The sequence below is a fragment of the Ferrimonas marina genome (assembly GCF_900129905.1).
GTDB lineage: Bacteria > Pseudomonadota > Gammaproteobacteria > Enterobacterales > Shewanellaceae > Ferrimonas > Ferrimonas marina.
Window position 1 is genome coordinate 137,276 of record NZ_FQXG01000005.1, and the last position, 25,602, is coordinate 162,877.

Sequence of the window (25,602 nt, forward strand, 5' to 3'; positions counted from 1 at the left end):
TTTGCCCCACATTCCCCGCCATGAAATCCGTATAATCGCGGCGTGAATAATGGGGAGATTCAGTTTGGAAGCGGACAAAATAAAAAAAGGGGTGCAACGCATCACCTGGATAGGCTTTTGGCTTAACGCCGCCCTGGCCGGGATGAAGATCGTCGCAGGAACCCTGGGCAACAGCCGTGCCGTGGTGGCGGACGGCATCCACAGCCTGACCGATCTGGTCAGTGACATCGCCGTACTGATTGGCGTCAACGTCTGGTCGGCCCCCGCCGACGAGGACCACCCCTACGGACACCAGCGTTTTGAAACGGCGGTGACCCTGATCATCGGTCTGATGATGCTGGTGGCGGCGCTGGGGATCGCCTGGGATGCGCTGCAGATCTGGCGCAGCGGCGAGATCCGCGACACCGGCCTCATTGCCCTAGCCGCTGCCATCACCTCGCTGGTGGTCAAAGAAGCGCTGTTCCGCTGGACCCTGCGCGAGGGCCGTCGACTGGGCTCCTCCGCCGTGGTGGCTAACGCCTGGCACCACCGCAGTGACGCCATCAGCTCGCTGCCCGCCGCCATGGCAGTAATCGGGGCCATGCTGCTGCCCGGCATGGGCTGGATTGACCTGGTGGGTGCCGGGATCATCGCCCTGTTCCTGCTCCACGCCGCCATCAAGATCTGCCTGCCGGCCTTTAACGAGTTCCTCGATCGCGGCGCCGATGCCGAGACCCTGGCCGAACTCAAGGATCTGGCTTTGCAGGTAGAGGGGGTTCACGGCATTCACCGTCTGCGCACCCGCTACCACGGTGGCCTGATGATCGATCTGCACCTGACCGTGGATGGCCGCCTGTCAGTACTGGAGGGCCATGCCATCGCCGATGCGGTGGAGCACACCCTGCTGCAGCAGGGGCCCAACGTGCGCGAAGTGCTGATCCACGTTGACCCGTGCGAACAATCGCAGCGGGAAGCGAAGGCACCACCTGCTGCCCAGGGCTAAGCCCAACCACAAAAAAGGCCCCATACGGGGCCTTTTTTCGTTCTTGCCGGTCATCTCGAGAAAAGAGCTAACGGCTTCTTAGGCCCCAGCGAAATCCCTACTACTTAGCTTGATAAGCACTCCAAGGGATGGAGAACCATTGACTCTTACGCCGACTTTGAGGTGCCTGCGCGACGGCGTCATCGGCAAGGCAGAGGGCCAGGATGGCCCGAGTGACCAGCGGAGACATGGAGGTCGACTCTGGTCTATGCCGCCAGCCGATGTCTCCGGAGTAAAGATCCAGCACCGATAGGAGGCAACGGGGGTTCCAAGGGGGCGAGTAGCCCCTTTGGTTGTCGTCGCCAACGCGACATGGAGACAAATCAAAAGATGAAGAACAGCACCGAAAGGTGCTAACCCCACCAATTTGCGAACAACCAAAAAAAGGCCCCACTCGGGGCCTTTTTCCGCGCTCGTCGTTTAGATAAAGAACAGGAACAATATCGCTGCCAACGCCAGTCGGTAGACCACGAAGGGGAACAGGCCCATACGGCCAATCGCCTTCAGGAACAGATGGATACAGGCATAGGCCGAGAAAAAGGCCACCACCAGACCCAGCAGCAACGGGAACCATTCCACCGGCTCCGGGTTCTTCAGCAGACCCAGGGACTCGTAGCCACTGGCCGCCAAAGTGATCGGGATGGACAGCAGGAACGAGAAGCGCGCCGCGGTCAGTCGGGTCAGGCCCAGCAGCAGTGCAGCGGTGATGGTAGCCCCACTGCGGGAGGTGCCGGGGATCAGCGCCAGTGCCTGGGCAAAGCCAATCAGCAGGGCGATCTGCCAGGTGATCTGGGCAAACTCGCGCTTCTCCGAGGCGGTGGCATCGGCAAACCACATCAGCAAACCAAACACCAGGGTGGTGGTGGCGATCACCGTGGTGGAGCGCAGGTCGTTGGAGATGATGTCACTGAACATCAGCCCCGCCAGGCCGGCAGGAATGGTGGCCAGGATGATAAGCCAGGCCATCCGGCTCTCTTCGTTATGCCGTCCGGCCAGAGAACCAGCCCAGTTCACCAGCAGGCTGCGTACATCATGACGGAAATAGATGATCACCGCCGCCAGGGTGCCGGCGTGGGTCATCATGTCGAAGGCCAGCCCCTGGTCTTCCCAATCCAGCAGTTGAGCCGGCAGGATCAGGTGGGCAGAGCTGGAGATGGGCAAAAACTCGGTCAGGCCCTGGATGATGGCCAGGACGATTGCCTGAATGGGATCCAATGTCGCTTCCTTTCAGAAAAACAGATCAACGCGGCCAGCGGAACTCAATAGGCCACAACTTTTGTTGTTTCTTATAGTCTTGCCACAACTGAGCCAAATTAACAGTGGCACCGGGGATCACCCCTTCCGGCCACAGCTCCGCCAGGGGCTGGAGCACAAAGGCGTTGTGGTAGATCTCTTCCCGCGGCAGCACCACCGGCAGCTCGCATTGGGTTTCGCCATAGAGCAGCAGATCCAGGTCCAGGGTTCGCGGCGCGAATTTCTTGGCCCCCCGCACCCGGCCGTGCTTCTGTTCAATGGCCTTAAACAGCGACACCAGTTGCTCAATACTCAACTCGGTGTCCGCCTGGGCCACCAGGTTGAGGAAGTTATCCCCTTCAAAGCCCACCGCTTCGCTCTCGTAAACGGTTGAGATCATCAGGTTATCCAGCTCTTCGGCCAGATCGTTAAGCCCATTATAGATGTGGGTATGGGCATCAATGTTGCTGCCGAGGCTAATAAAGATACGCGTCATGCTTGGCTCCGCTCGATACACACGCCGACAGTGCGGGCGTTGGCCACTGCACCGGGCTTGGCGACTCGAACCCGTACTCGTGGCACAGCGAAGCGTTCCAGGATCAGCGCCGCCACCTTCTCTGCCACGGTTTCCACCAGTTCGTGGGGCGTTTGCTCCACCAGTTCGGTGACCGCCTTGGACAGGGTGTCATAACAGAGCGCATGCTGATAGTCGTCCGACGCAGCCGCCGGGCGATTATCCCAATCCATCTGCAGATCCAGCACCAGGGTCTGGCGGATCTGCTTCTCCCACTCGAACACGCCGATCACGGCTTGGCATTCGAGCCCTTCGATAAACACCTGGTCGGTCATGTGTAAACTGGCGCTCCGGCTGTGGTCAGGATAACCTAGGCTGACTTTGCAACGCGCCAAAGCGGCGCGTTTTGGGCGAAGGATAATAGCCTAACTGGAAAAGGAAACAAATCGCAGCCCATGACCCTGCTCGTGTTGTCGCTCTGCCTGGTGGCCTACCTGTTGGGCTCCATCTCCAGCGCCGTGCTGGTCAGTCGCCTGTTTGGTCTGCCGGATCCCCGCACCCAGGGCAGTGGCAATCCCGGCGCCACCAATGTGCTGCGCCTCGGTGGCAAAGGCCCGGCTGCCTTGGTGCTGCTGTTCGATGTGCTCAAGGGCACCCTGCCGGTATGGGGCAGCTACTACCTGGGGTTGCCGCCGCTGGCGTTGGCCGCCATTGGCATCGCCGCCTGCCTGGGCCACATCTACCCCATTTTTTTCCAATTCCAGGGCGGTAAAGGCGTCGCGACCGCCCTGGGCGCGGTGGCCCCCATCGGCTTTGACATGATAGGTGCTGTGATTGCCACCTGGGTGGTGGTTGCCCTGATCAGCCGCTACTCCTCCTTGGCCTCCATCGTCACCGCCCTGCTGGCCCCGCTCTATGCCTGGCTGTTCAAAGGCCAGTATGCCGTGGCGGTAGCGCTACTCTGTCTGCTGATCCTATGGCGCCATAAGGGCAACATGGTCCGACTCTGGCGCGGCCAGGAGCACCGCTTCGGCAGCAAAAAGAAAAACGCGGCCTAAGCCGCGTTTTCTTATGACTGCCCCAGGGCGCTCAGCTGGTCCAGTGGCCAGCGTGGCTGCCCCTTCACCGCCAGAGCTTGATGCTCACCGGCCTTAAGCCGCTGCATCCCGGCGTAGGCGATCATCGCGCCATTGTCAGTGCAAAACTCCGGCCGCGGGTAGAACACCTCACCACCCCGTTTCTGCATCATCGACTCCAGCTGTGCCCTCAGGTGACGGTTAGCACTAACGCCGCCGGCGATCACCAGTCGGTTCAGGCCGGTCTGCTCCAGCGCCCGACGGCACTTAATCGCCAGGGTGTCCACCACCGCATCCTCAAAGGCACGGGCGATGTCCGCCAGTGCGCTGTCACCCTCGGCGGCAATGGTGTTGGCCGCGAAGGTCTTAAGGCCAGAGAAGCTGAAATCCAGCCCCGGGCGGTCACACATCGGCCGCGGAAACTTGAAGCGACCACTGTTACCCTGCTCTGCCAGTTTCGACAGCAGCGGCCCACCGGGGTAGTCCAGCCCCATCAGCTTGGCAGTCTTATCAAAGGCTTCGCCGGCGGCATCGTCGATGGACTCACCCAGCAACTGGTACTGACCGATGCCATCCACCCGCACCAGCTGGGTATGACCACCGGACACCAGCAGCGCCACAAAGGGGAACGCCGGCGGTGTCTCCTCCAGCATGGGTGCCAGCAGGTGACCCTCCATATGGTGAACCGCCACGGCCGGCACGCCCCAGGCATAGGCCAGGGCACGGCCAGCGCAGGCCCCCACCAGCAGGGCCCCCACCAGACCCGGGCCGGCGGTGTAGGCAACCCCGTCAATCTGATCGGCGCTGAGCTTGGCCTCGGCCAGGGCTTCCTTCACCAGCGGCACCAGCTTGCGCACGTGGTCGCGGGAGGCCAGCTCCGGCACCACGCCGCCATAATCGGCATGCAGCTTTACCTGACTGTAGAGAGTGTGGGCCAGCAGCCCGGCCTCATCGTCGTAGATGGCGACACCGGTCTCATCACAGGAAGTTTCTATCCCCAGAATGCGCATGCTAAACTCTCTCGTCATTGCTAAAAGTGGCGCAATTCTAGCGTTGCCCTACTCCGCTGGCCAGTGTTTGGTGCTACCGGACTTTACAAGCCCGGTAGACTCGGAGTAGAATTTCGCACCATTTTGAATCGAGGCTGCTCAAAGAATGACCAGCCCTAAACCGAAGTATTTCGAGGTAAGAGGCAGATGCCGGTAATTAAAGTCCGTGAAAACGAGCCCTTCGACGTAGCACTGCGTCGTTTCAAGCGTTCTTGTGAGAAGGCAGGTATCCTGTCTGAAGTGCGTCGTCGTGAGCACTACGAGAAGCCGACCACCGTACGTAAGCGCGCTAAAGCTGCTGCTGCCAAGCGTCAAGCCAAGAAACTGGCTCGCGAAAACGCACGTCGTACTCGCCTGTACTGATCATGACTCTCATCGAGCAACTCAAGGACGCCATGAAAGTGGCGATGCGAGCCAAAGATAAGGCTCGCCTGGGTACCGTGCGCATGGCTTTGGCTGCGATCAAGCAGGTCGAAGTGGACGAAGCCAAGACCCTCAGCGATGAAGAGATCATCGTCGTGCTGACCAAGATGGTTAAGCAACGTCGTGACTCCATCAAACAGTACGAGGACGCCGGTCGTCCCGAGCTGGCTGAGGCGGAAGCCGCCGAAGTGGTTGTGCTGCAGGAGTTCCTGCCGCAGCAACTGAGCGATGACGAGATCAACACCGTCGTCGCAGAGGTGATTGCCGAATCTGGCGCCAGCTCGATGCGTGATATGGGTAAGGTGATGGGCCTGCTGCAAGGCAAGGTCCAGGGTCGAGCCGATATGGCCGAAGTGGGCAAAATCGTAAAAGCCCAGCTCGGTTAATCGGTCGCTCCGATCACAGCAACAAGCCGTGCATACTGCACGGCTTGTTTGTTTGTGATAAACAGAATAGTCAACAAAGATTCAGGGTGAATGTCAGTGGCCGGTCGGATAGCCAGAGATTTTATTGATCAATTGCTTTCCCGAGTGGATATTGTCGAGCTGATCGACGGCCGGGTAAAACTGAAAAAAGCGGGCAAGAACTACCACGCCTGCTGCCCATTCCATAACGAAAAAACCCCCTCCTTTACCGTCAGCCAGGATAAGCAGTTCTACCACTGCTTCGGTTGCGGTGCCCATGGTAACGCCATCGACTTCATCATGGAGTACGACCGGCTTGAGTTCCCCGATGCCATCGAGGACCTGGCCAGCACCGTCGGCATGGAGGTGGTCCGGGAGGCCTCGACGCCCAACAGCCAGAGTCCTCGCACCAGTGCCCCTCGCCCGAAAGGGGGCAGCGACGATCACTACAGCCTGATGCAATGGGCGGCACGCTACTACCAGCAGCAGCTGCGCCAGCACGACGAAAAAGAGCGGGTGATCGACTACATCAAGGGCCGTGGCCTGGATGGCGAAACCGTGCAGAAGTTCGGCATCGGATTCGCGCCCCCGGGTTGGGACGCCTTGATGAGCCAGAAGAAGGGCGACAATCGCGCCGTTCACCTGCTGGCCGAATGCGGCATGCTGATTGAAAAAGAGGGCACCGGGCGTAAGTACGATCGCTTTCGTGATCGGCTGATGTTCCCGATCCAGGATCGGCGCGGCCGGGTGATCGCCTTTGGCGGCCGGGTGCTGGGGGACGGTACCCCCAAGTACCTGAACTCACCGGAAACCCCGATCTTCCATAAGAGTCACGAGCTCTATGGCCTCTACCAGGTGCGCCAGGCGCACCGCAGCCCGGAGCGGGTACTGGTAGTGGAAGGCTATATGGACGTGGTGGCGCTGGCACAAAACGGCATCGATTACGCCGTGGCCTCGCTGGGTACCTCCACCACGGCTGAGCATATCCAGCTGCTGATGCGCACCGCCGGCAGCGAGGTGGTGTGCTGCTACGACGGCGACCGGGCCGGGCGCGAAGCCGCCTGGCGCGCGCTGGAAACCGCCCTGCCGATGCTGAAAAGCGGCAAGGCGCTAAAATTCATGTTCCTGCCCGATGGCGAGGATCCGGACAGCCTGGTACGCCAGGAGGGCAAAGACGCCTTCGAGCAACGCATCGCCGAAGCGATGCCCCTGTCGGATTACCTGTTCAATCACCAGTTGGAGAGCGCCGATCTCTCCAGTGATGAGGGCAAGAGCCGCTTTATCTCCGGGATCAAGCCGTTGATCGAGCAGATCGCCGATGACGTACTGAAAGAGACATTGCTGCAGCGACTGGAAACCGAGCTAGGCTGGGGGGCAAGACAGCACTTTAGTCAGCCCAGCCCCAAGGGTAACCCCAAGCCGCTGCAACAAGCGCAACAGGGTCGCGGCACGCCGCTGCGTCACGCCATTGCGCTGCTGCTGCACAAGCCGGCGCTGGGCCACGATCTGGAACCCCAGGTGGCACTGCAGCAACTGAACCTCAAGGGAGTGGCGCTGCTGGCAGAGATGCTGGAGCTGTGCCGCTCTACCAGCCTGACCACCGGCCAACTACTGGAGCGGTTCCGGGGTCGGCCGGAAGAGGCAATTTTGAAAAAACTGATGGCTTGGCCGTTCGCCGTGGAAGACAACCTGGAGTCGGAGTTTGCCGACTGCATCAGCTGGCTCAACCAGCGGTTCCTCGAGCAGTTATCCGAGTCGCTCAACCAGAAAGCCCGGAATGGCACCATCACGGTGGAGGAAATCCGGCAAATGCATAGCCTGAACGCGGCCTTGGCCTCGCTTCGGGGCGCATCTAAGGCTAGCGGCCACTAGCCTTCGCCGTTATAATTGGCTATTTGCGCGTCACCGGCCGCTTACCCAAGTTTTTAACCTTAAGTGGATGATATCAATGGATCAAACTCCGCAGTCGCAACTTAAGCTCTTGGTCGCTAAAGGCAAAGAGCAAGGCTACCTGACTTACGCCGAGGTGAATGATCACCTGCCGGCGGACATGGTCGATTCCGACCAGATCGAAGATATTATCCAGATGATTAACGACATGGGCATCCAGGTGTTTGAGTCCGCTCCGGACAAAGACGAGCTGATGATGTCCGAGGACGCCACCGACGAAGACGCTGCTGAAGCGGCCGCTGCCGCCCTGGCCAGCGTTGAAGGTGAGCTCGGTCGTACCACTGACCCCGTGCGCATGTACATGCGTGAGATGGGTACTGTTGAGCTGCTGACCCGCGAAGGCGAGATCCTGATCGCCAAGCGCATCGAGGACGGCATCAACCAGGTACAGTGCTCCGTTGCCGAGTACCCGGCCGCCATCGCTTCCCTGCTGGAAGACTGGGATCGCTTCGAAGCGGAAGAGCTGCGTCTGTCTGAGATCATCTCCGGTTTTGTCACCGAAGAAGATGAAGCCCCCACCGCCACCCACGTTGGTTCCGAGCTGCCTCAAGAGGAGCTGGACGACGAAGAGGAAGACGAAGAGGACGAGGACGAAGAGGACGATACCCCGAGCGGTCCCGATCCGGTCCAGGCCAAAGAGAAGTTTGACGCCTTGCGTCAGCACTACGACTTGGCCCGTCAGGCGATGGAAGAGCACGGCACCGACTCGCTGGAAGTGGCCATGGTGGTCACCAAGCTGTCTGAGCTGTTCAAAGAGTTCCGCCTGGTACCCAAGCAGTTCGACAAGCTGGTTGGCAGCATGCGTACCATGATGGACCGCGTCCGGGTGCAGGAGCGCCTGATCATGAAGGTGTGCGTCGAGCAGTGCAAGATGCCGAAGAAGAACTTCATGAAGGTGTTTGCTGGTAGCGAAACCGACGCCAGCTGGCTGCAGACCGAGATCGACGCCGGCAAATCCTACTCCGAGGCCCTGGGCCGCAACCAGGACGAGCTGCAGCGCTGCATCCAGAAGCTGGAAGTGGTGGAGCAGGAAACCGGTCTGTCTATCGCCAAGATCAAGGACATCAACCGTCGCATGTCCATCGGTGAAGCCAAGGCTCGCCGCGCCAAGAAGGAGATGGTGGAAGCCAACCTCCGTCTGGTGATCTCCATCGCCAAGAAGTACACCAACCGTGGCCTGCAGTTCCTGGATCTGATCCAGGAGGGCAACATCGGTCTGATGAAGGCCGTAGACAAGTTCGAGTACCGTCGTGGCTACAAGTTCTCTACCTACGCCACCTGGTGGATCCGTCAGGCCATCACCCGCTCCATCGCGGACCAGGCCCGTACCATCCGTATTCCGGTACACATGATCGAGACCATCAACAAGCTCAACCGCATCTCCCGTCAGATGCTGCAGGAGATGGGCCGCGAGCCCAACCCGGAAGAGCTGGCTGAGCGGATGATGATGCCGGAGGACAAGATCCGTAAGGTGCTGAAGATCGCCAAAGAGCCGATCTCCATGGAGACGCCGATCGGTGATGATGAAGATTCCCACCTGGGTGACTTCATCGAGGACACCACCCTGGCCCAGCCGATCGACTCCGCCACCTCCGAGAGCCTGAAGATGGCCACCAACGAGGTACTGGCCGGTCTGACCGCCCGTGAAGCCAAGGTACTGCGGATGCGCTTCGGTATCGAGATGAACACCGACCACACCCTGGAAGAGGTGGGCAAGCAGTTTGACGTAACCCGTGAGCGGATCCGTCAGATTGAAGCTAAGGCCCTGCGTAAGCTGCGCCACCCCTCCCGCTCTGAGATCCTCAAGAGCTTCCTGGACGAATAAGCCCAACGGCTTAACGAAAAAACCCCGCAACCGCGGGGTTTTTTTATGGTTTTCGCATATTTGCGGAGTTAACTCTCACTCGTGAGAGTCGCCACTCTTCGCTTCGTAGCTTTGTCGCGTTGGCGACGGCAACCAAAGGGGCTAATCGCCCCCTTGGAACCCCCGTTGCCTCCAATCGGTGCTGAGTCCTCGCATCGACGACATCGACGGGCGGCAAAGACCAGAGTCGGCTTCCATGCCTCCACTGGTCACTCGGGCCATCCTGGCCCTCAGCCTTGCCGATGAAGCCTCTGCTCGGGCATCTCAAAGTCGGCGCAAGAACCATTGGTTCACCATGCCTGAGAGGGTTTATCAAACTGAGTTGTGTGGATTTCGCTAACTGTCACTAAGTGAGCTCTTGCCCCCGGAGATCCGCGATAAGCCTTTTTTATGTCTCATCTCCGCCGTTGCCGCGAGTGAAGGGGGCGGCCAAGTCGGCGCAAGAGCAGTGGGGCATCCGAGTATGCGGATTTTGATTATTGATGGGCCATCGAGACTATCACGGCGTTAGCCGTCCTCCCTCGCCGACTGGCCGGGCCTGAGCGAAAGCTGAGGGAATGAGGGCGAGGGCCAGGGATGGCCCGAGTGACCAGCGGAGACAGGGAGTCGACTCTGGTCAGTCCCGACATGACTCAGCTGAGAGCGAAGATAAGCCCGGCCCCGGAGGCAAAAGGGGTGTCGGGGCGAAGCCCTGACCGGTCGCCGGGCCGCCCCGGCAAAAAGCCGCGCGGCCACTCAAATCACCATCGCCCCCGCGGCTGGTATTCCCGCTCCTTCCCCCGAGCCTTGGCGGTGGCCACTCTCTGGTTGCGGCCCATCAGCAAACGGATCTGGCTCAGGGTCTCTGCCCCCAGCATGGCGCCGTTGTGTGGCACGCCATGGCGTCGGTACAAACGCTTGCTGGCTGCCAGCGCATCCGGTGAGCAACGCAGCAAAGTGGTCATCTTGCGCTGAGCCAGGGCCAGAGGGTCGCTGTCCAGGCCGGTAACCAGGCCCAGCTCCAGGGCCTTGTCCGCCCCAATCTGTTCGCCACTCATCACCAGCCACAATGCCTGGTCCTGGGCCAGTTGTTCACGCACCGCCAGGTTACCGCCCATATCCGGTAGCAGTCCCCAGCGGGCCTCCATCACCGATAGGTCCGCATCCGGATGGCAGAAGCGGAAGTCTGCCCCTAGGGCAATCTGCAAGCCACCACCCCAAACCCGGCCATGCAGCACAGCCATCACCGGGACGGGCAGATCCCGCCAGCCGGTGCACACCCGCTGGGCCAGGTTGGCCTGACCTGGCCACCACTTCCACAGCAGCCGAGCGGCCTGGCGGGCGTTGCCCATCAGTGACTTGATGTCGAGTCCGCTGCAGAAGTCCTCACCAGCCCCACTGAGGATGACACCACGCAGCGAGCGCTGGCGAGCCAGCTGTTTCTGCACCGAGACGATCGCCTTGAACATCTCGAAATCCAGGGCGTTGTGCTTATCTGGCCGGTTCAGCTCCACATAAGCCACCCCGTTTTTCAGCTGCCAGCTTACCCGTTGACTCATGACCCCTCCTGGGCACTAACATCATGACAACATCCTACAACTGCAATAGAATCGTTCCAAACTTTTGACTCTTAACAGGATCATTCAGTGTCACATCGGATCGTGATCTGCGATGACTCGGCGCTTGCCCGCAAGCAGTTGTGCCGATGCCTGCCCCCGCCCTGGCAGGACGACGTACGCTTTGCCGGCAATGGCCATGAGCTTAAAGCCCTGTTAGCCCAACAGCCTGCAGACCTGCTGTTTCTCGACCTGAATATGCCGCAGATGGACGGCTACCAGGTGTTGCAGTGGTTGCAGGGCCAGCCGCACGCCCCGCGGGTGATCGTGGTCTCCGCCGACATCCAGGCGGATGCCTACCGCCGGGTGATGGCCCTGGGCGCACTGCAGTTCCTGAAAAAGCCTGTGGTGGCGGAGCCTCTGCTCAACCTGTTGGGACAGCTGGGATATAACCTGACCCAAGAAACCGAGACACCACCGCTGCCAGCGGTGGCCTTTGATGACGCCCTGCAGGAGATCTGCAACGTGGCCATGGGCCGAGCGGCCGCCAATATGGCGGAGCTGTGGGGCCAGTTTATTGAACTACCTATCCCGCGACTGCGACGGCTGGGGCCGGCGGAACTGGCCATGCTGCTCGAAGGGGGGCTGAGCGATCCCGAGTTAACGGTCATCTCCCAGGGCTTTGCCGGCCATGGGATCTGCGGCGAGGCATTGCTGTTGATGCAGCCTGAGGGGGATGCCCTGCTGGCCCAGTTGACCCGGGCAAACAACCAAGCGGAGTCCAGCCCGCTGGAGCGTCAGATGGACACCGCCAACCTGGTGTTTGCCGTCTTCCTTTCCGCCCTGTCCCAGCAGCTGGATATCCCCTTTTGCCAAAGCCACCCGGTAGCGATGAGCAGCGCGCCGGCGATGTCGAAGCTGCCCAGGACCCTGGCGGTGGAGATCCGCTACCAGCTGCCCAAGCGGGGGATCCTGTGTGAGCTGTTGCTGTTGCTGCCGGAATCCACCCTACCCCGACTGCACACGGTCATGACCCCACTGATGGAGCACTAACCATGGATGATCTGGACCGCTTGCACTGGCTGACCCAGCTGCTGCACGGCATCGAGGTGGGGCTGGTGGTGATCGACCGAGATTACCGGGTTCAGCTGTGGAACGGCTTTATGGAGAACCACAGCGGCATCGGCGCTCAGCAGGCCGATCAGGCCAACCTGTTTTCCCTCTTTCCCGAGCTGCCAGACCAGTGGCTCAAGGGCAAGCTAGAGGCCGCCTTCCTGCTGGAAAGCCGTGCCTTCACCGTCTGGGAGCAACGCCCCTGGGTGTTTCCCTTCAGCAACTCCCGCCCGGTGACCGGTGAGCTGGCGCAGATGCACCAGAATATGACCATCCAACCGCTCAAGGATCGCAACGGCTTGGTCAGCCACGCCGCCATCGTACTCTATGACGTCAGTGTCCAGGCCCAGGATCGTCAGCAACTGAGCCAGGCCAACGACAGCCTGGCCCGCTTGAGCCACCAGGATACCCTGACCGGCCTGGCCAACCGCCGGCTGTGGCACTCGCTGCTGGAGCGTGAATTTGCCCGCTGCCGGCGCTATCAGCGTGATACCACCCTGCTGGTGCTCGACCTGGACCACTTCAAGCGGATCAATGACCACTATGGCCACAGCGTCGGCGATGCGGTGCTGCGCCAGGTGGGTGGCATGCTGGGCTACCAGCTGCGCAAGGGCGACGTGGTCGCTCGCTACGGCGGCGAAGAGTTCGTGATGCTGCTGACCGAGACCCCACACCGAAACGCCCAGGAGCTGGCCGATCGACTGCGCCAGCAGCTACCAACGCTGCGCTTCGACGACGCCCCGGACCTGAGCATCACCGGCAGCATCGGGATCTGTCCCTATCACCCCAGTCTGAACAGCCCGGAGCATTGGTTTGAGCTGGCCGATCAAGCACTTTACCGGGCCAAACGAGCGGGACGGGATCGTATACTGTTGGCAGACCTGCCAACGGAGACCCCTGTGTGAGCCACCCTATTCGCCCCTACCATCCCGACGATCTGCCCCAACTGCTGCAGATCTACAACCACGCCATCGAGTTTCATACCGCCACCTTTGAGGAAACCCCGCTGTCCGAGTGCGAGTTCGGCGAGCGCCTGGCGGGGATCGCCAGCCAGTTTCCGCTGCTGGTGATTGAGCATGATGGCCAGGTGGCGGGCTACGCCTATGGCAACCACTACAAAACCCGCAGCGCCTACCGCTTCTGCGCCGAAACCACCATCTACCTGGCGCCAGAGCAACAGGGCAAAGGACTGGCACTGCCACTCTATCAAGCGCTGCTGCAGGCCCTGCAATCACGGGGGATCACCCAGGTTCTGGCGGTGATCACCAGTCCCAACCCCACCAGTGAGGCGCTGCATCGCAAGCTGGGGTATGAGCCGGTGGGATTGATGCGCTCAGTGGGTTTCAAGTTTGAGAATTGGCACGACGTGGCCATCTGGCAACGGGCACTGACGCCCGATGCTGTTTCGTCAGATAAAGGGGAGAGCTGACAGGGAGGCGTCAGGACAGCGCTAGGTGCCCGCTAAGCCGAACTGATCTTCGACCCGGCGTCCCATACCATGACGACGCTGGTTATAGACGCTTTCCCAACGCAAGGTGCCGCGCCGGTCTTGGCTCTGACGCCGCTGTTGTTGGCGACGCTCTGTGGTGGGTTGCATGAGGGTTCCTCCAATGTGCACGAAGCAACTATAGTCCAAATCCCCCGCCACAACGCAAACGGGGCGGCCCTTGGCCGCCCCGTGATCCGCTCACGCGATTACTGCTTACTCGGTTCGACGAAGTGGGTGCCCCAGCCGTCGTACAAAACCTTGTGCTTGTTCGCCAGCTCAATCAGGGACTCGCAGTCCTTATCCAGCCGCTCCAGATCCAGCGGGTGCTCCGCCATGGCGGAGAAGCAGTAGGCGATGCTGCCATCGTCCAACTCCAGCTCTTCGGCATCATCCACCGCAAAGCCCGCCTTGAACGCATCCACCGCGGCCTTCTCCAGGGCATCGAAGTCGGACGCCGCAAAGTGGTGCTCGATGTTGTAGTTGGCCTGGGGATCAGAGCCATCGTCCAGCAGCGCCTGCACGATCTCGCGGGTTTCCATCTGCTGCTCGGCAATCAATTGTTCTTTGTTCATCATGCTTGCGCTCCTTACTTGGCCGCGGCCAGCTGGGCCGCTTCGGCATTCAGCTCCGCCAGACGCCGATTCATCATATCGTATACCTTCTGAGCCAAAGCGCGCACATCCTCTTTGCTGAGTCCCTCGGTGGGGATAGGCTCCATCGCTTCCACGATCACCACGCCGTTGTCCTTCTTGTTCATGCAGATGTCTTTCTGGCAGGAGGCCAGCACCGGCACGATGGGTACCCCGGCGGAGATGGCGGTGTGGAAGGCACCGGTCTTGAACGGCAGCAGGCCGCGACCACGGGAGCGGGTGCCCTCCGGGAAGATCCAGACCGACAGCGCCTTCTCACGGATCTTGCGGGCCGCATCCTGGATGGTGGAGATCGCCTTGCTGCGGTTGCCCCGGTCGATCAGGATGTTGCCGGTGAGCCAGTAGATCTGGCCAAACAGCGGGATCCAGATCAGGCTCTTCTTGCCCAGGCTGACGGTGCCCGGCGGGACCAGGCTGCTCTGGGTGAACAAGTCATAGGAGTTTTGGTGGTTGCCGATATAGACCACCGCCTGCTCCTTCATCAGGTTCTCCTGACCGCGCTTGACCACCTTCAGGCCCAGCAGCGGACCGACCTTACCGAACCAGTTCGCCACCTGGTAGACATTGTTGCGATGAAACGGCCGCAACAGGCACATCAGCAGCGCCAGCACAAAGGCGCCAATCAGCAAAACACCCAACATCAGGCTACGTAACAACTTCAGCACGACGGTACTCCGAGCAAAACGGGCGCCCAGTATAGGGCCGGCTGCCACAGGGGGCAATGCCTTTGGTTAACAGTTGTGCGCTGAATAAAGTTTCCTCTATTTACGCCCAAGGCCTGACCGATAACAGCGGCTACTGCAGCCAGCTTTGTGGCTGCTGACAGTGACGCTCCAGCACCTGGTAGAACTGGGCCAGATGCAGGCCATCCGCCAGGGCATGGTGGGCCTGGATCACCACCGGTATGGTCTTGCCGTCGGCGCTGTCACCGTACTTACCCCAGACAATACGGGGCACCGAATCCACTGGGTTCAGTGGCATCGGGTTGTTGTACTGGGTAAAGCGCAGCCAGGGCACACAGGAGAGGTAGAGATCGGCATCGGTATCGCCATTGCAATGGCCCTGGTTGAACAGGGTGTCACTGGCGCTGGCCTCTCGCTGGTTGTGCTCAAGCTGGGCGTCAAACTCGGCAAAGGTTTCAGACCAGGGGGTACGGCTAAAGCGCACCTGGCCATCCTGGCCCAGGGCAGTCAAACCGGCATTGAGGCTGGGGTGCTCCACCACCTGCTCACCGCGGATGCGCCAGCGCATCCAGGGCAGCTCATTGGCGGTCAGCAGCATGGCATAGGTAATTGCCCGGTAGGCACTGAGCCTTTCGCGCTGGCAGTAATCCAGCAGCGGCTGGACTGGGACCTCGGCACAGAAGCTGAAGTAGGGGCAGCCCAGGCTGCGAAAGAAATCAAACTGCTGTCGGCGCGGCCACTGGGCCATATCCAGGTAGATCATGGTTTTCTCGATGTCACCACACGCCACCGGGGCGAGCCCAATGGCCCGCCCCGGTGGCGTTCAATACGGAAAAACAGTCAGCCCGGAACAAGTCCGGGCTGAGAGGCTTAGGCGTCAGTGGCGGGTTGATCCTGTTCGATCTCAACCCGGTCAACACGCTGTAGGCCACGGGGCAGCTTGTTGCCCCGGCGGCCGCGCTCACCCAAGTAATGGGCCAGATCGTCCGGCTTCAGGGTCAGCTTGCGCTTGCCGGCCCACAGTGTAATGCGCGCCTGCTCGGAAAGCACCACCAGATGCTTGAGGTACTCCTCACGGCTCTTGGCCCGCTCCCCCGGGATGCCGATGATCTTGTTGCCCTTGCCCTTGGCCAGCACCGGCAGCTGCGACAGCGGGAACAGCAGCATCCGCCCTTCGGTGGTTACCGCCAACAAGCGCTGGCTGCCTTGGTCTTCAATCCGCTGCGGCGCCAGCACCTCGGCCCCCACCGGTACGGTCAGCAACGCCTTACCGGCCTTGTTGCGGCTGATCATGTCCTTGTACTGACAGATAAAGCCGTAACCGGCGTCCGAGGCCATCAGGTAGAGATCGCTCTCCTGCCCCATCACCACATGCTCAAGCCGGGCACCGGCCACCAGGTTAAAGCGGCCGGACATCGGCTCGCCCTGGCTGCGCGCCGATGGCAGGGTATGCGGTTCGGTGGTGTAGGCCCGACCGGAACTCTCCAGGAACACCACCGGCTGGTTGCTCTTGCCCCGGGCGTGGGCCAGGTAGCCGTCGCCAGCCCGGTAGGACAACGCCGTCGGGTCCACCTCGTGGCCCTTGGCGCAGCGGCCCCAGGCCTTCTCGCTCATCACCACGGTGACCGCCTCGGCCGGGGTCAGGTCCTGCTCGCTCATCGCCTTGGACTCTTCCCGCTCCTGCAGCGGGCTGCGGCGATCGTCACCGTAGGTCTCAGCATCCGCCAGCAGCTCTTTGCGCACCAGGGTCTTAAGGCGACGCTCGGAACCGAGGATCAGCTCCAGCTTGTCGCGCTCCTTGGCCAGCTCTTCCTGCTCGCCACGGATCTTCATCTCTTCCAGCTTGGCCAGCTGGCGCAGCTTGATCTCCAGGATCGCTTCCGCCTGCTTCTCCGACAGATCGAAGCGGGCCATCAACGCGGCCTTGGGCTCATCCTCGTTGCGGATGATGTCGATCACCTCATCGATGTTGAGGAAGGCGATCAGCAAGCCATCGAGGATATGCAGTCGTGTCAGCACCTTGTCCAGGCGGTACTGGAGGCGGCGACGCACGGTTTCGGTACGGAACTGCAGCCACTCCACCAGGATCGATTTCAGATCCCGTACGCCTGGGCGGTTATCCAGCCCCAGCATGTTGAGGTTAACCCGGAAGCTCTTCTCCAGATCCGTGGTGGCAAACAGGTGCGCCATCAACTGGTCCAGATCGATCCGGTTGGAGCGCGGCACCACCACCAGGCGGACCGGGTTTTCGTGGTCGGACTCGTCGCGCAGATCCGCCACCATCGGCAGCTTCTTGGCCTGCATCTGGGCGGCGATCTGTTCGATCAGCTTGGCGCCGGAGACCTGGTGCGGCAGCGCGGTGATCACCACCTCGCCATCCTGAATGCTGTACACCGCGCGCATCTTGATGGAGCCCTTACCGGTGCGGTAGAGCTTCTCAATGTCGCTGCGCGGGGTAATGATCTCCGCCTCAGTGGGGTAATCCGGGCCCTGGACGAACTCCATCAGCTCGGCCAGCTCCGCCTTGGGGTGCTCCAGCAGGTGGGCACAGGCGTTGGCGACCTCACGGGCGTTGTGGGGCGGGATGTCGGTGGCCATGCCCACGGCGATGCCGGTGATGCCGTTGAGCAGAATGTGCGGCAGCCGCGCCGGCATGGTCTTGGGCTCTTTCAGGGTGCCGTCAAAGTTCGGCCCCCACTCCACGGTGCCCTGACCGAGCTCCGACAGCAGCACCTCGGAGAAGCGAGACAGGCGGGATTCGGTGTAACGCATGGCGGCGAAGGATTTCGGGTCATCCGGCGCACCCCAGTTACCCTGACCATCCACCAGTGGGTAGCGGTAGGTAAAGGGCTGGGCCATCAGCACCATCGCCTCGTAACAGGCGCTGTCGCCGTGGGGATGGTACTTACCCAGCACGTCACCCACGGTACGGGCGGATTTCTTGTACTTGGCGGTGGCCGACAGACCCAGCTCGCTCATGGCGTAGATGATCCGGCGCTGCACCGGCTTCAGGCCGTCACCAATGAACGGCAGGGCCCGGTCCATGATCACGTACATGGAGTAGTTCAGGTAGGCCTGCTCAGTAAACTGGCGCAGAGGCAGTTGCTCTACGCCCTCTAAGCTCATTTCGCTCAGATCGGTCATGGTACTCACTTCCCGGCGTTATCGCCGTTGTAACTGAGCCGGTAGATCCGGCCCTTATCATCATCAGAAATCAGGATGCTGCCATCCGGGTGGGGCAAAAACGCCACCGGCCGAGCCAGGGCTTCCTCGCCATCCAGCCAGCCATCCACCAGCACGGTGTAGCCGCTGTTGTCACTGCCATCGAAGGTCAGCGCGCTGATCCGGTAGCCCACCTTACTGCTGCGGTTCCAGCTGCCGTGTTCGGCGATCAGCAAAGCACCACGCCAAGGGGCGGGGAACTGCTCACCACGGTAGAAGTGCACCCCCAGTGGCGCCACATGGGCCTGCAGCTGGGCGATGGGGTCCACCATCTTGCCCTTCAGCGACGCCGGAATCGGATACTCCGGGTCTTCAATCACCCCACCATGCCAGTAGGGGTAGCCGAAGTGACTGCCCACTTCGGTCAGGTGGTTTATCTCACAAGGCGGCATGTCATCGCCCATGTGGTCGCGCCCGTTGTCGGAGAAATACAGCTCGCCGCTTTGCGGGTGGAAATCAAAGCCGACGCTGTTGCGCACGCCCTTGGCCAGCACCTCGCGCTCGCCGGTCTCCAGGTCCAACGCCAGGATGGTGGCGTAGGGCAGCTCGCGGTCGCAGATGTTGCACGGGGCGCCGACCGGCACCACCAGGCGGCCATCCGGGGCAAAATCGATGTACTTCCAGCCGTGGTGGATGTCCTCCGGCAGCTGGTCATACACCACTTCAGGCTTGGGCTTGTCCGCCAGCTTGGCCTCGATGTCGCTCCAGCGGTAGATGGTGGACACCGCCGCCACGTAGAGGGCGCCATCCTTGAAGGCCAGGCCCGAAGGCAGGGTCAGATCCTCCGCCAGCACGGTGACCTTGTCCGGGTGGCCATCCTGGTTGCTGTCAATGATCGCGTGCACCTTACCGGCGCGACGCGAGCCAACAAACAGGGTGCCCTTGTCACCCCAGGCCATCTGCCGGGCGTTTTCCACGCCGTCGACATAGACCTCCAGTTCAAACCCCGGCGGCAACACCGCCTGCTCCACCGCCGGTACCGCCGCGGCCCCCACGCTGACCGTTGCCAGCAGCGCGGTCAAAATCCCTTTCTTCATGTCCCTGTCCTTAGTCCAGTTGCGCCATGTCGCCGTTGCGCTCCAACCAGTCCTTGCGGTCACCGGAGCGCTTCTTAGCCAGCAGCATGTCCATCAATGCCATGGTGGCTTCGCCATCGTCCACCGTCAGCTGCACCAGACGACGGGTGTTGGGATCCATGGTGGTCTCCCGCAGCTGCAGTGGGTTCATCTCACCCAGGCCCTTAAAGCGGGTAACCTGGATCTTGCCGCGTTTCTTCTCCGCCGCGATGCGGTCGAGGATCCCCTCTTTCTCACCCTCGTCCAGGGCGTAGAACACCTCTTTGCCCACATCGATGCGGAACAGCGGCGGCATCGCCACGTAGACGTGGCCACGCTCCACCAGGGCGCGGAAGTGCTGCATAAACAGGGCACAGAGCAAGGTGGCGATGTGCAGACCATCGGAGTCCGCATCCGCCAGGATGCAGATCTTGCCGTAGCGTAGCCCGGAGATGTCGTCGGAGTCGGGATCGCAGCCGATGGCCACCGAGATGTCGTGCACCTCCTGGGAGGCCAGCACCTGGGACGCATCCACCTCCCAGGTGTTCAGGATCTTACCGCGCAGCGGCATGATCGCCTGGAACTCTTTGTCCCGGGCCTGCTTGGCGCTACCGCCGGCGGAGTCACCCTCCACCAGGAACAGTTCGCCCTTGCTGGCTTCGGAGCCGGTGCAGTCGGTCAGCTTACCGGGCAGCGCCGGGCCGGAGGTCACCTTCTTACGGGCCACCTTCTTGGCCTTGCGCAGACGGCTCTGGGCGTTGTTGATGCACAGCTCCGCCAGCAGTTCGGCCTGCTCGGTGTGCTCGTTCAGCCACAGGCTGAAGGCATCCCGAACCACGCCGGAAACAAACGCCGAGGCCTGGCGGGAGGAGAGACGCTCCTTGGTCTGGCCGGCAAACTGCGGGTCCTGCATCTTGGTGGAGAGCACGTAGGCGGCCTTGTCCCAGATGTCTTCCGGGCCCAGCTTAACGCCGCGGGGCAGCAGGTTACGGAACTCACAGAACTCCCGCATCGCCTCCAGCAGACCCTGGCGGAAACCGTTAACGTGGGTACCGCCCTGAGCGGTGGGGATCAGGTTAACGTAGCTCTCACCGATGCTGTCGCCACCCTCCGGCAGCCACAACACCGCCCAGTCCACCGCTTCCTTGTTGCCGGAAAAGTTACCGACAAAGGGGGTCTCCGGCAGCTTGGGCCACTCTTTCACCGCGTCCACCAGATAGTCGCGCAGGCCTTCCTCGTAGAACCACTCGTGCTTCTCGCCCTTAACCTTGTCCTCGAAACGGATCCGCAGGCCAGGGCATAGTACCGCCTTGGCGCGCAGGCCGTGGGCCATGCGACTGGCGGAGAAGTTGCCGGAGTCGAAGTATTTGGCGTCGGGCCAGAAGTGCACACTGGTGCCGGTGTTACGGCGTCCCACGGTGCCGGTGACAGAGAGGTCTTCCACCTTGTCGCCATGCTCGAAGGCGATCTCGTGCATCTGACCGTCGCGGCGTACCTTGACCTCGACCCGCTTGGACAGGGCGTTCACCACCGAGATCCCGACGCCGTGCAGACCGCCGGAGAACTCGTAGTTCTTGTTGGAGAACTTACCGCCAGCGTGCAGTTTGCACAGGATCAGCTCGACCCCGGGCACGCCCTCCTCCGGGTGGATGTCCACCGGCATACCCCGGCCGTTATCGATCACCTCCAGCGACTGATCCTCGTGCAGGATCACCTGGATCTCACTGGCGTGGCCCGCCAGGGCTTCGTCGACGCTGTTGTCGATCACCTCCTGACCCAGGTGGTTGGGGCGGGTGGTATCGGTGTACATGCCCGGGCGCTTCTGCACCGGCTCCAGGCCACTGAGTACCTCAATCGCGTCCGAGGTATATTGACTGCTCATCCACTCTTCCAATGTTGACTAATCGAGCCATCTTAGCGACGGCTGCGGGTTCGATTCAAATAGGGTCGCTGGCCGACTCAGGCCAAGCCGATAAACGTCATGATCTGCGGCAGGTGGCGCTCATAATCCACGAAGCTGTGGTCGCCCCCCGGTTCCACCACCATCTGGCAGCATTGATACTTGGCCACCGCCTCCCGGTAGTCCAGCACCTCGTCCCCACTTTGCAGCAGCACCTGGTAGGCCTCCGGGCGACGGATCAGCGGCCGATCTAAAGCCTTCAGCTCGGTCATATGCTCCGGCTCTACCCGGTAGGTTTCGCCACTGTAGGGGTTTACCTGCTCACCGATGTAGTCGCTGAGCAGTTCGAATGGGGTCACCGCCGGATTGATCAGCACCGCCTTGATGTCGGCCGCGGGATAACGCTCGCTCAGGGTTTCCACCAGGTAGGTGGCCAGGTAGCCGCCCAACGAGCTGCCCATCAACCGCAACGGCTCACCAGCGGCAACGACGGCCTCCGCCTGGGGCAGTACGCCATCGATGGCGGCCTGGGGTGCGGTGGCCAACTGGGGGATGGCCAAAGGCTCATCCTGGTGATGTTCGGCCAGGTAGCGAGCGGTGGCCTGGGCCTTATGGGAACTGGGTGCGCTGTTGAATCCGTGCAGGTAGAGCAGCATGACGGGCCTTTACTCCGGGTGTGCCACCGTCCGGTCCGTCAATAGCCGGAAGCCGTAGGGTCCGGAACAAACTCATGCCCGGTCAGGCGTTTAACTTGAGTATCGATGCTACCATCGGAGCCCAAACGCAGTAAACGGTAGCCCGGTTGCTGGGTATCCAGCACGAAACCGCGGCTATTGGGAAGGAATTGAATGCTGGTAGAGGGCACCGCCATCAGGCGGATCCCTTCGTGCATCAGGTCCATCTCCTGGTGCACGTGGCCCCACACCACCCCTTTGACCTGGGGGTAGCGTGCCAGCAGACTGAGAAACTCGGCGCCGTTATCCAGGCTGTGTTGGTCCAGCCAGGCACAGCCGGTGGGCACCGCATGGTGGTGCAGCGCCACCATGGTGTGGGTGTCGGTGCTGGCCTCCAGCACCCCCTGCAGCCAACGCAGCTCACTCAAAGGCACATGGCCGGCGGGGATCCCCAGCACGGTGGAGTCCAGCATCAACAGCTGCCAGTTGCCCATGCGAACCCGGCGCTGGTAGTGCACCGGTGAGGCACCCAGCACGCTGTGCATATGGGAGGGCAGGTCGTGGTTACCTGGCAGGGCAAACACCGGCAGCGGCAGGTTATCCACCATGTTGGTGAACAGCTGGTAGGACTCGGCGCTGTGATCCTGGCTGATGTCGCCGCTGGCCAGCAGCGCATCCACGCCACTCTCCTCGGCCAGCTGAGCCAGGACCGCACTCAGGCTGTCGTAAGGATTGATACCAAGAAACACGTTGTTCCGGTCCGCAAACAGATGAGGATCGCTCAACTGGGCCAGAACGACACTGCCGTCTTCAGCCTCCGGGTGAAGGTGCTCCAATGGGGATTTCAAAGCTTTCGACTCTCCTCGCCTTGCCGCGTCAACTGCCATTGAGACTGGCGAAACTGCTCGAGGAGCTCCGCCAAGAATAGGTTAACCTGAAATTTTTCATCACGCTGCAACATCTTGGCATTTGGATAGGGATAGACGGGGAGAAAACGCGAGAAATGCTGGCCAGTTAACACTTCTGCCACCCTGGCGTCGTGGTACAAACGCACCTCCATCCGAGGGGGATCAACAAAGGGCAGCGGTGGAGCGAGGCGCTCGATGGTGACCACCTCGGTGTAGCGGGTCTGCTCGTGCAGTTCGAGCCTGAGCGTTACCGGCTCCTGGGCATGGCGCCACTCGAAGCATCGCTGGTCGTCGCCCTGACGACGACGCCCCTCCAGCAGCAGCCCAGTGAGGGAGCGGTAGTTGCGACTGCATAGCCGCAGCAGCGCATCCAGGCTGGGGCTGTAGCGACCCGTTTTCACCGTGCGCCCCAACGTCGATGGTGGTTGAGCGCCAGCCATTGCAGGCCGATCAGGGTACTGGCGTTATCCAGCCGTCCTTCGGCCATCAGCGCCAGGGCCTCGGTTCTGGGCACCACGTGGCGACGGATGTCCTCCTGTTCCGAGGCCAGGCCAAACAGGCCGGATTCAGCCTCAACCGACACCTCCGCCAGGTAAAGGTAGAGCCGCTCGGTACAGGCTCCCGGGCTGGAGAGGAAGCTGCAGATGGGCTCGAGCGAGTGCGCCTCCAGGCCGGCCTCCTCCATCAGCTCGCGCCGGGCCACCTGCTCGTTGGACTCGCCGGGCTCGATGATCCCCGCCACCAGCTCCAGCAGCCAGGGGTTGTCGCTGGTGCGCGCCGCCGGGTAGCGCAGCTGCTCCAGCAGCACCACCGCATCCCGTTGTGGGTCATAGGCCAGCACCACCACCGCATCGCCCCGCTCGAACACCTCGCGGGTCACCGGGCCACTGTCGCCACCAGCAAACAGGGGGTGGCGGAAGGTCACCTCTTCGAGGCGGAAAAAACCCTGGTACGGGGTCCGGCGGGACTCCAGTACCAGCGAGGATTTATCAAACGGGGGCTTCCATTGACGCATTCTTTCTCCCATTGCTTTGTAACAGCTTTTGTTCAGCGTACTCTGTTACACTTACGTACTGATTTTTCGTTGACTTGTCCGGACCAGATTCAGTTAACTAACGCTGTCAAAGTCATGGTCGTTTAGTACCGTTTCATAGGGAAGATGATCGGTTCAGAGTGCATGAGGGTGACGAGGGCAAGACGCAGCCATGAGGGAATATAGTGGTCCTCTTTCAAACTGGCTGCAACGCTGACGTCCCCTGCTGCCTGCACTTCCTTCGGGCTGGTCTCAACGAAAGCTGAGTTAATTCGCGGTTTTAGGCACGGCCCGCCCTGCCCCTGAACCGTTGCCGACTCCGGTTTCGTTGGGTTCCTGCTGGATCCATCCTCTCTTGAGAAGCGATACCTGGACACCCATTGGGGATCACCCCAGTATTTTCCCGTCCCTCTTCGGACCGGGATTTTGTTATAGATAAAGGATTGGTAATGAACCTTAAACTGCGCTCTGTATGCGTTGCCGTGGGCTTAGCTTGCAGCTCCATGGCCGCCCAGGCTGACGACCTGCTGCAGATCTACCAGCAGGCGCTGATGAAAGACCCGATACTGCTTCAGGCCAAGGCCAGCCGTGATGCTGCGTACGAGGTCATTGGCCAGTCCCGTGCTTCACTGCTGCCCCAGGTGAACGCCTCTTTGGGCTACAGCAACACCTTCTACAACCGCGAGATTGAAGCCCGTGAAGACGACGGTTTCACCGGTGGTTTGTCCCTGAACCAGAGCATCTACGACCACGCCAACTACGTCAGCCTGGACTTGAGCAAGCAATCTGCCAGCCAGGCCGAGCTGATCTACAGCCTGACCGAACAGGCGCTGATCGTGCGTGTATCCCAGGCCTACTTTGACGTGCTGTCCGGCCAGGACGCGCTGGACTTTGTCCGCGCCAATAAGCGCGCCATTGAGCGTCAGCTAGAGCAGACCAAGCAGCGTTTTGCCGTTGGCCTGACCGCCATCACCGACGTGCACGAAGCCCAAGCGGAGTTCGACCTGGCAGTGGCCGATGAGATCGCCGCTGAAAACACCCTGGAGAATCGCCTGGAAGCCCTGCGCGAGATCACCGGTCTGAGCCACCGGGATCTGAACGTGCTGGATACCGCGCGCTTCAGCCCCAACAAGCCGACCCCGGCCACCCACGAGCAGTGGCAGACCATCGCCGAGGAGTCCAGCCTCAACCTGTTGGTGGATCGCCTGGGTGTGGAGATCGCCAAGCAGCGCATCGACCTGGCCAAGACCGGTCACCTGCCCAGCATTGGCCTGGTCGCCAGCTACAACGAGAACACCTCCTTCTCCAACGTTCAGGACAACGGCGAAGGCACCCTGGGTGTTCAGGTCAATATCCCGATCTTCAGCGGCTTCGCGGTCAGCTCCCAGGTCAAGCAGGAGCAAGCCAACTACGTCGGCGCCCAGCAGAGCCTGGAAGAGACCTACCGCAGCGTGATCCGCAACACCCGTGCCAGCCTGAACAACGTCAACGCGTCGCTCAGCTCCATCCGCGCCTTTGAGCAGTCGGTGATCTCCGCCGAGAGCGCCCTGAAGGCCACCGAAGCGGGCTTCGAGGTGGGTAACCGGACCATCGTGGACGTGCTCAACTCCACCCGTCAGCTCTACAGCGCTAAGCAGCAACTGGCGGATGCCCGTTACGGCTACATCCTGTCCGTGCTGACCCTGAAACAGTCCGCCGGCACCCTGTCTGCTGACGATCTGGAGATGATCAACCGCGGCCTGCGCCCGGCTACCTCCGCCGATCAGGATGGCGATCAGAAGTCCTGATGACCGGATAGAAATCAAA

The 25,602-nt window shown here is 61.3% G+C and carries 26 protein-coding genes; 10 read left to right on the forward strand and 16 right to left on the reverse strand.

The annotated features are described in order from the left end of the window. Positions 1-64: 64 nt before the first annotated feature. On the forward strand, positions 65-982 hold the full coding sequence (locus BUC04_RS12985) for a cation diffusion facilitator family transporter (RefSeq protein WP_200804689.1): 918 nt from the start codon (positions 65-67) through the stop codon (positions 980-982). A 459-nt stretch (positions 983-1,441) separates the two neighbouring features. Here the strand turns inward: BUC04_RS12985 and BUC04_RS12990 are convergent, their stop codons facing one another. From BUC04_RS12990 to folB, 3 genes are read right to left on the reverse strand one after another with little or no spacing between them, the layout of a single operon-like run. Beyond that, complete coding sequence (locus BUC04_RS12990) at positions 1,442-2,236, reverse strand: undecaprenyl-diphosphate phosphatase (protein WP_067661019.1); 795 nt, start codon at positions 2,234-2,236, stop codon at positions 1,442-1,444. Positions 2,237-2,261: 25 nt separating this feature from the next. Continuing rightward, the gene (gene folK, locus BUC04_RS12995) at positions 2,262-2,750 is read right to left on the reverse strand and encodes a 2-amino-4-hydroxy-6-hydroxymethyldihydropteridine diphosphokinase (RefSeq protein WP_067661018.1); all 489 of its coding nucleotides are present in this window, start codon (positions 2,748-2,750) and stop codon (positions 2,262-2,264) included. Then, complete coding sequence (gene folB / locus BUC04_RS13000) at positions 2,747-3,103, reverse strand: dihydroneopterin aldolase (RefSeq protein ID WP_067661017.1); 357 nt, start codon at positions 3,101-3,103, stop codon at positions 2,747-2,749. The genes folK and folB overlap by 4 nt, the downstream gene beginning before the upstream one ends. 120 nt (positions 3,104-3,223) lie before the next feature. On the opposite strand from folB, the gene plsY reads away from it, so the two are divergent. Continuing rightward, a complete protein-coding gene (gene plsY, locus BUC04_RS13005; RefSeq protein WP_067661016.1) occupies positions 3,224-3,826 on the forward strand; it encodes a glycerol-3-phosphate 1-O-acyltransferase PlsY in 603 nt (200 codons plus the stop codon). A gap of 11 nt (positions 3,827-3,837) precedes the next feature. Here the strand turns inward: plsY and tsaD are convergent, their stop codons facing one another. Beyond that, positions 3,838-4,854 (reverse strand): tRNA (adenosine(37)-N6)-threonylcarbamoyltransferase complex transferase subunit TsaD, encoded by a 1,017-nt coding sequence (gene tsaD / locus BUC04_RS13010; protein ID WP_067661014.1) that lies wholly within the window; start codon positions 4,852-4,854, stop codon positions 3,838-3,840. 186 nt (positions 4,855-5,040) lie between these two features. Between tsaD and rpsU the strand changes: the two genes are divergently transcribed. The 4 genes from rpsU to rpoD all read left to right on the forward strand — a co-directional run bounded on the left by rpsU (position 5,041) and on the right by rpoD (position 9,495). Further along, positions 5,041-5,256, forward strand: a complete 216-nt coding sequence (gene rpsU / locus BUC04_RS13015; RefSeq protein ID WP_067661012.1) for a 30S ribosomal protein S21 — start codon at positions 5,041-5,043, stop codon at positions 5,254-5,256. A gap of 2 nt (positions 5,257-5,258) precedes the next feature. Further along, a complete protein-coding gene (locus BUC04_RS13020; RefSeq protein WP_067661010.1) occupies positions 5,259-5,702 on the forward strand; it encodes a GatB/YqeY domain-containing protein in 444 nt (147 codons plus the stop codon). 90 nt (positions 5,703-5,792) lie between these two features. Next, positions 5,793-7,592 (forward strand): DNA primase, encoded by a 1,800-nt coding sequence (gene dnaG, locus BUC04_RS13025; protein ID WP_067661008.1) that lies wholly within the window; start codon positions 5,793-5,795, stop codon positions 7,590-7,592. A gap of 76 nt (positions 7,593-7,668) precedes the next feature. Next, complete coding sequence (gene rpoD / locus BUC04_RS13030; RefSeq protein WP_143165714.1) at positions 7,669-9,495, forward strand: RNA polymerase sigma factor RpoD; 1,827 nt, start codon at positions 7,669-7,671, stop codon at positions 9,493-9,495. 779 nt (positions 9,496-10,274) lie between these two features. Here the strand turns inward: rpoD and BUC04_RS13035 are convergent. Further along, on the reverse strand, positions 10,275-11,072 hold the full coding sequence (locus BUC04_RS13035) for a crotonase/enoyl-CoA hydratase family protein (protein ID WP_067661004.1): 798 nt from the start codon (positions 11,070-11,072) through the stop codon (positions 10,275-10,277). Between the two features lie 87 nt (positions 11,073-11,159). On the opposite strand from BUC04_RS13035, the gene BUC04_RS13040 reads away from it, so the two are divergent. The 3 genes from BUC04_RS13040 to BUC04_RS13050 are packed head-to-tail and all read left to right on the forward strand — an operon-like array spanning position 11,160 to position 13,611. After that, positions 11,160-12,122: a response regulator gene (locus BUC04_RS13040; protein ID WP_067661002.1), complete on the forward strand. Its 963-nt coding sequence runs from the start codon at positions 11,160-11,162 to the stop codon at positions 12,120-12,122. A gap of 2 nt (positions 12,123-12,124) precedes the next feature. Beyond that, entirely contained in the window at positions 12,125-13,087 is a 963-nt protein-coding gene (locus BUC04_RS13045; RefSeq protein ID WP_067661001.1) for a sensor domain-containing diguanylate cyclase, read from the forward strand. After that, positions 13,084-13,611, forward strand: coding sequence for a GNAT family N-acetyltransferase (locus BUC04_RS13050; RefSeq protein WP_067660999.1), 528 nt, complete (start codon positions 13,084-13,086; stop codon positions 13,609-13,611). Before BUC04_RS13045 ends, BUC04_RS13050 begins: the two co-directional genes overlap by 4 nt. Before the next feature lie 21 nt (positions 13,612-13,632). Here the strand turns inward: BUC04_RS13050 and BUC04_RS23955 are convergent, their stop codons facing one another. The 11 genes from BUC04_RS23955 to BUC04_RS13100 form a co-directional block, all read right to left on the reverse strand. Then, on the reverse strand, positions 13,633-13,779 hold the full coding sequence (locus BUC04_RS23955) for a hypothetical protein (protein ID WP_156480007.1): 147 nt from the start codon (positions 13,777-13,779) through the stop codon (positions 13,633-13,635). A 98-nt stretch (positions 13,780-13,877) separates the two neighbouring features. Further along, positions 13,878-14,243: a ribonuclease E inhibitor RraB gene (rraB, locus tag BUC04_RS13055; RefSeq protein ID WP_067661255.1), complete on the reverse strand. Its 366-nt coding sequence runs from the start codon at positions 14,241-14,243 to the stop codon at positions 13,878-13,880. Between the two features lie 14 nt (positions 14,244-14,257). After that, positions 14,258-14,986: a 1-acylglycerol-3-phosphate O-acyltransferase gene (locus BUC04_RS13060; RefSeq protein ID WP_067660997.1), complete on the reverse strand. Its 729-nt coding sequence runs from the start codon at positions 14,984-14,986 to the stop codon at positions 14,258-14,260. Between the two features lie 130 nt (positions 14,987-15,116). Further along, entirely contained in the window at positions 15,117-15,767 is a 651-nt protein-coding gene (locus BUC04_RS13065; protein WP_143165715.1) for a CatA-like O-acetyltransferase, read from the reverse strand. A 107-nt stretch (positions 15,768-15,874) separates the two neighbouring features. After that, entirely contained in the window at positions 15,875-18,148 is a 2,274-nt protein-coding gene (gene parC, locus BUC04_RS13070; RefSeq protein ID WP_067660993.1) for a DNA topoisomerase IV subunit A, read from the reverse strand. A gap of 5 nt (positions 18,149-18,153) precedes the next feature. Continuing rightward, on the reverse strand, positions 18,154-19,263 hold the full coding sequence (locus tag BUC04_RS13075; protein WP_067660991.1) for a PQQ-dependent sugar dehydrogenase: 1,110 nt from the start codon (positions 19,261-19,263) through the stop codon (positions 18,154-18,156). A 10-nt stretch (positions 19,264-19,273) separates the two neighbouring features. Continuing rightward, positions 19,274-21,163: a DNA topoisomerase IV subunit B gene (gene parE / locus BUC04_RS13080; RefSeq protein ID WP_067660989.1), complete on the reverse strand. Its 1,890-nt coding sequence runs from the start codon at positions 21,161-21,163 to the stop codon at positions 19,274-19,276. Between the two features lie 77 nt (positions 21,164-21,240). After that, complete coding sequence (locus tag BUC04_RS13085; protein ID WP_067660987.1) at positions 21,241-21,837, reverse strand: YqiA/YcfP family alpha/beta fold hydrolase; 597 nt, start codon at positions 21,835-21,837, stop codon at positions 21,241-21,243. 38 nt (positions 21,838-21,875) lie between these two features. Beyond that, complete coding sequence (cpdA, locus tag BUC04_RS13090; RefSeq protein WP_234977407.1) at positions 21,876-22,703, reverse strand: 3',5'-cyclic-AMP phosphodiesterase; 828 nt, start codon at positions 22,701-22,703, stop codon at positions 21,876-21,878. Next, positions 22,700-23,164 carry a DUF1249 domain-containing protein gene (locus tag BUC04_RS13095; RefSeq protein WP_067660983.1) on the reverse strand — a complete coding sequence of 155 codons (465 nt, stop codon included), beginning with the start codon at positions 23,162-23,164 and terminating at the stop codon, positions 22,700-22,702. Before BUC04_RS13095 ends, cpdA begins: the two co-directional genes overlap by 4 nt. Continuing rightward, entirely contained in the window at positions 23,161-23,778 is a 618-nt protein-coding gene (locus BUC04_RS13100; protein ID WP_067660980.1) for an NUDIX domain-containing protein, read from the reverse strand. Before BUC04_RS13100 ends, BUC04_RS13095 begins: the two co-directional genes overlap by 4 nt. A 467-nt stretch (positions 23,779-24,245) precedes the next feature. Between BUC04_RS13100 and tolC the strand changes: the two genes are divergently transcribed. After that, positions 24,246-25,583, forward strand: a complete 1,338-nt coding sequence (gene tolC, locus BUC04_RS13105; protein WP_067660977.1) for an outer membrane channel protein TolC — start codon at positions 24,246-24,248, stop codon at positions 25,581-25,583. Positions 25,584-25,602 lie beyond the last annotated feature (19 nt).

Excerpts from the sequence above, each read along its gene's own strand:
- folB (WP_067661017.1), bottom strand. The coding sequence starts at position 3,103 with ATGACCGACCAGGTGTTTATCGAAGGGCTCGAATGCCAAGCCGTGATC.
- BUC04_RS23955 (WP_156480007.1), bottom strand. The coding sequence starts at position 13,779 with ATGCAACCCACCACAGAGCGTCGCCAACAACAGCGGCGTCAGAGCCAA.
- BUC04_RS13085 (WP_067660987.1), bottom strand. The coding sequence starts at position 21,837 with ATGCTGCTCTACCTGCACGGATTCAACAGCGCACCCAGTTCCCATAAG.
- rpoD (WP_143165714.1), top strand. The coding sequence starts at position 7,669 with ATGGATCAAACTCCGCAGTCGCAACTTAAGCTCTTGGTCGCTAAAGGC.
- rraB (WP_067661255.1), bottom strand. The coding sequence starts at position 14,243 with ATGAACAAAGAACAATTGATTGCCGAGCAGCAGATGGAAACCCGCGAG.
- BUC04_RS13100 (WP_067660980.1), bottom strand. The coding sequence starts at position 23,778 with ATGCGTCAATGGAAGCCCCCGTTTGATAAATCCTCGCTGGTACTGGAG.
- plsY (WP_067661016.1), top strand. The coding sequence starts at position 3,224 with ATGACCCTGCTCGTGTTGTCGCTCTGCCTGGTGGCCTACCTGTTGGGC.
- BUC04_RS13045 (WP_067661001.1), top strand. The coding sequence starts at position 12,125 with ATGGATGATCTGGACCGCTTGCACTGGCTGACCCAGCTGCTGCACGGC.
- BUC04_RS13075 (WP_067660991.1), bottom strand. The coding sequence starts at position 19,263 with ATGAAGAAAGGGATTTTGACCGCGCTGCTGGCAACGGTCAGCGTGGGG.
- BUC04_RS13020 (WP_067661010.1), top strand. The coding sequence starts at position 5,259 with ATGACTCTCATCGAGCAACTCAAGGACGCCATGAAAGTGGCGATGCGA.
- parC (WP_067660993.1), bottom strand. The coding sequence starts at position 18,148 with ATGACCGATCTGAGCGAAATGAGCTTAGAGGGCGTAGAGCAACTGCCT.
- BUC04_RS13065 (WP_143165715.1), bottom strand. The coding sequence starts at position 15,767 with ATGATCTACCTGGATATGGCCCAGTGGCCGCGCCGACAGCAGTTTGAT.
- BUC04_RS13035 (WP_067661004.1), bottom strand. The coding sequence starts at position 11,072 with ATGAGTCAACGGGTAAGCTGGCAGCTGAAAAACGGGGTGGCTTATGTG.
- parE (WP_067660989.1), bottom strand. The coding sequence starts at position 21,163 with ATGAGCAGTCAATATACCTCGGACGCGATTGAGGTACTCAGTGGCCTG.
- folK (WP_067661018.1), bottom strand. The coding sequence starts at position 2,750 with ATGACGCGTATCTTTATTAGCCTCGGCAGCAACATTGATGCCCATACC.
- tsaD (WP_067661014.1), bottom strand. The coding sequence starts at position 4,854 with ATGCGCATTCTGGGGATAGAAACTTCCTGTGATGAGACCGGTGTCGCC.
- rpsU (WP_067661012.1), top strand. The coding sequence starts at position 5,041 with ATGCCGGTAATTAAAGTCCGTGAAAACGAGCCCTTCGACGTAGCACTG.
- tolC (WP_067660977.1), top strand. The coding sequence starts at position 24,246 with ATGAACCTTAAACTGCGCTCTGTATGCGTTGCCGTGGGCTTAGCTTGC.
- dnaG (WP_067661008.1), top strand. The coding sequence starts at position 5,793 with ATGTCAGTGGCCGGTCGGATAGCCAGAGATTTTATTGATCAATTGCTT.